General features: G+C 73.3%; 2 protein-coding genes and 1 pseudogene. All 3 read right to left on the reverse strand.

Annotated features, from left to right (window positions below; genetic code table 11):
• A pseudogene (locus AN218_RS39030) lies at positions 1–212 on the reverse strand (hypothetical protein); the annotation flags it as partial.
• Positions 203–1,312 carry a sensor histidine kinase gene (locus AN218_RS08900; protein ID WP_070016226.1) on the reverse strand — a complete coding sequence of 370 codons (1,110 nt, stop codon included), beginning with the start codon at positions 1,310–1,312 and terminating at the stop codon, positions 203–205. The gene AN218_RS08900 and the pseudogene AN218_RS39030, both read right to left, overlap by 10 nt.
• Positions 1,313–1,739: 427 nt before the next feature.
• Positions 1,740–3,299, reverse strand: coding sequence for an aldehyde dehydrogenase family protein (locus AN218_RS08905; RefSeq protein WP_070016227.1), 1,560 nt, complete (start codon positions 3,297–3,299; stop codon positions 1,740–1,742).
• Between the last annotated feature and the right edge of the window lie 297 nt (positions 3,300–3,596).

The following is a 3,596-nucleotide window of genomic DNA, read 5'->3' on the forward strand; positions in this document are numbered from 1 at the left end:
GAGGGCCGCGGGCCGCCGGACGGCGCGGAGCGGGGCGCGGGGACGGACGGCGTGGCCGTCGTGTCCGTGGAGGCGCCGCCCGTGGAGGCGGGGACGGACGTGGGAGCCGAGGGGCGCGGCCCCGTGCTCTCGCCGACCTCGCGGGCCGGTGCCGGGCTCTCGGTCTCCCGCTTGGGCTGGGTGATCAGCGACTGCGGGACCATCAGCAGCACGCCGGTGCCGCCGTGCNGACCGACAGGTCGTGCTTGTGCGCCAGCCGTCCCACGACGGCGAGGCCGAGCCGCGTCCCGGAGAGGTTGGTGAGGTCCAACGACTCGGAGGAGACGGCCTGTTGGGCGCGTTCCAGGGCGACGTCGCCCATGGTGAGCCCGCCGTCCTCGACGGTGATGATGACGCCCGCCGAGGCTTCCTCGACGTAGACGTGCACCTCGGAGGTGGGAGGCGAGAAGTTGGCGGCGTTGTCCATGAGTTCGGCCAGCGCGTGCATCACGCCCTCGGCGGCGTGGCCGGCGACGGCCAGTTCGCACGAGGAGTGCAGCCGGATGCGCTGGTAGCCGCTGATGCGTCCCATCGCGCCGCGCAGGATGCTCTCCATGACGATGGGCTTGGCCCAGCGCCGTCCGGTGCGCGCGCCGGTCAGTACGGCGATGGAGTCCGCGAGGCGTCCCGTCTGCGCGGTGCGGTGGTCCAAGTGCAGGAGATCTCCGAGGACTTCCTCGTCGGAGTACTTGTGCTCCATCTCCCGCAGGTCGGCCGCCATGCTGGTGGCCAGCGCCTGTACGCGGCCCGCCGCGTTGGCGCACGCGGCCATCGCCGCGGCCCGCATGCCCTCGCCGCGGTGCACCTCGTTGGCCAGGGAGTGCAGTACGCGCTGGTGCGTGGGGTTGGCGACCGTCGGTACGGCGGCCAGTGCCGTCTGCGCGGAGGCTCCGGAGCGCAGCCGCTCGACCAGGATCGGGACGATGACGTCCGCGAAGTGGGCCGCGACCGCCTTCTCCGCGTCGGAGTCGGCCTCCTGCTGCCGGACGACGGCGCGCAGACCCTGCGCGAGGAGGATGCCGCGGGTGGCGAGGGCGACCGCGACGCTGAGCAGTACGGCGGCGACTCCGCTGCCCCAGGCGATGCCGGGGCGTACGGACTGCGGCGCGGCGTAGACGGCCAGCAGACAGGCGGGCCCCGTGACGAGCACGGCGATCAGCAGGGCGAGAGCGGTGCCCGTTCCGGTCCGCGGTTTCTTCGGCGGCCGGCCGCTCGTGGCAGTCGCGGCGCCGTGGGCGGAGCGTTTGGACGGTGGAGAGGTCTCGGGGGTCATCAATCAGGGTCCTTGTGGACAGGTCCGGGCAGGGAGGGAAGTTCGCCGCGACAGTCCGATCAGCGCCGCACCAATATAGGGGAGTCGTCGATCATTTAAAGCCGCAGACCGAAAACATCTGATCAATCGCTCACCTACGTCCGCCCGTTGACATCTGCCGGGTGTGCAGGACCTCTGTCAAAAGCCGTGAATCCCGCCGATGTCCCGCCGGATCTGCTCCGCGCACTCGCCGACGCGGAGAAAACCACCGCTGCACGCAAATGCCGTTCCATGTCCTATTCGGTCGCATGGCCGTAACCGCCCAATTTCTGCAGGGCTTTCGGGACGGTGTACCGGCCTGTTCCGTCGCACTCAGTCTGGCCATGGAAGCGTCCCGTGGGAAGAGTTTTCGTCAGGTTCCGCATCGCGCGGCTGCGCTGTGCCGCCGTCACATGCGCGCGTGGAACCGGCGGGCCAGCTCCACCGTGCGGGCCGCCGTGGCGCGCGGGGTGGCGTACGACGTCAGATCCACCGGCGGTGAGAAGCGGCGCACCGTGATCGCCTGCGGCGCCGCGAAACCGCGCAGCCCCTCCTCGCCGTGCACCCGCCCGTACCCGGACTCCCCGGATCCGCCGAAGGGCAGCGAGGGCACGGCGGCGTAGCCCAGCACGGACCCCACCGACACCATGCCCGCGCGCAGTTGCTCCGCGGCGGCACGTCCCGCGCGGGAGGAGCCGGTGAAGACGGCGGCGCCGAGCGCGTACGGGGAGGCGTCGGCGCGTTCGACGGCCTCCTCCAGGTCGCGTACGGAGTTGACCGCGACGAGCGGGCCGAAGGTCTCCTCCCGCATCACGGACGCGTCCTCCGGCACGTCCGCCAGCACCACCGGCTGCACGTAGGGCGCGCTGACGGACTCCGGTCCGCCGTGCAGCACACGGGCGCCCGACGCGACGGCCTCCTTCAGATGGCGCTCGACGGTGTCGAGTTGCGAAGGGAGCGTCATCGGGCCGTAGTCGGCGGCCCGGCCGCTGCCGTCGGCGTCCGTACCCTCGGCGTCCGGCCCCTCGGCGTCCGGCAGACCGTGGCCGCTCTGCTGCGGGCCGGCGCTGACCTGGGCGGCCCGCCGCACCACGCGCCGGCACAGATCCTCGTGGACGGACTCGACCGCGTACACCCGCTCCACGCCCGTGCAGGTCTGGCCCGCGTTGGAGACGGCACCCCAGACGATGGCCTCCGCCGCACGGTCCAGTCCGGGCCCGTCCAGGTCGCCGCCCACCAGCACCGCGTCCTTGCCGCCGCCCTCTGCCGTCAGCGGGGTCAGCGACTCCGCGCAGGCCGCGGCGACCTTGCGGGCGGTGCCCGGGGATCCGGTGAAGGCCACCTTGTCCACGCCGGAGCGCGCCAGCGCGTCCCCGGTGCGGCCCTCGCCGGTCACGGCGGAGAAGAGGCCCGCGTGCTCCGGCACGGTCTCGGCCCAGATGCGCGCGAGCAGAACGCCCACGCCGGGCGTGAGCTCGGACGGTTTGAAGACCACGCCGTTCCCCGCCGCCAGCGCGTAGCCGATCGAGCCCATCGGCGTGTAGACCGGGTAGTTCCACGGGCCGATCACGCCGATCACCCCGAGCGGACGGTAGGCCAGCAGCGACCGCTGATGCGTGGAGAGCAGCCCCGACGGGACGCGGCGGCGCCCCAGCACCCGCCGCGCGTGACGCGCCGCCCAGTCCAGATGGATCACCGCCAGCAGCACCTCGGTGCGTGCGTCGTGGTCCGGCTTCCCGGTCTCCGCGGTGACGGTCTCGGCGACCTCGCCCATCCGCGCGGCGAGGGCGCGCTTGAACGTCAGCAGCGCCGCCTTGCGGCCCTTCCAGCCCGCTCTGGCCCAGCCCTTGGCCGCCTCCCGGGCCCGTCCGACCGCGTCCGCGATCTCCTCGGGGCCGTGCACCGGATACTCGGCGAGCTGCTGCCCGGTGGCGGGGGAGAGGGAGGCGAAACGTCCGGTGCCGGTCATGGGGCGTCCTCCGGTGGCAGGGGTGCGGGCGGTCGGTGCACCGTCCACGCCGGGCCGCGCGATCCGGGCGCCCGGACGTGCGAGGCGTCCGGCGAGGGGGCGCAGCGGCGCACGCTACCAGCGGGCGGCGCCGTACAAGTGGCATCTGCGGCAGGGCAGTTGGGTGCCGCATGCTCATCGGCGCGGTGTGCCGCATCATGAACGGGATGAGCAGCGACGACAGCGACAGCGACGGCGCCGGCGCGGACCGCGGCGGTGACGGCCGCGGGAACGCCCCGCGCCCGCCGCACGAGGAGC

The organism is Streptomyces nanshensis, from assembly GCF_001751255.1.
GTDB lineage: Bacteria > Actinomycetota > Actinomycetes > Streptomycetales > Streptomycetaceae > Streptomyces > Streptomyces nanshensis_A.

Coding starts and splice junctions, on each gene's coding strand:
- AN218_RS08905 (WP_070016227.1), bottom strand. CDS start 3,299: ATGACCGGCACCGGACGTTTCGCCTCCCTCTCCCCCGCCACCGGGCAG.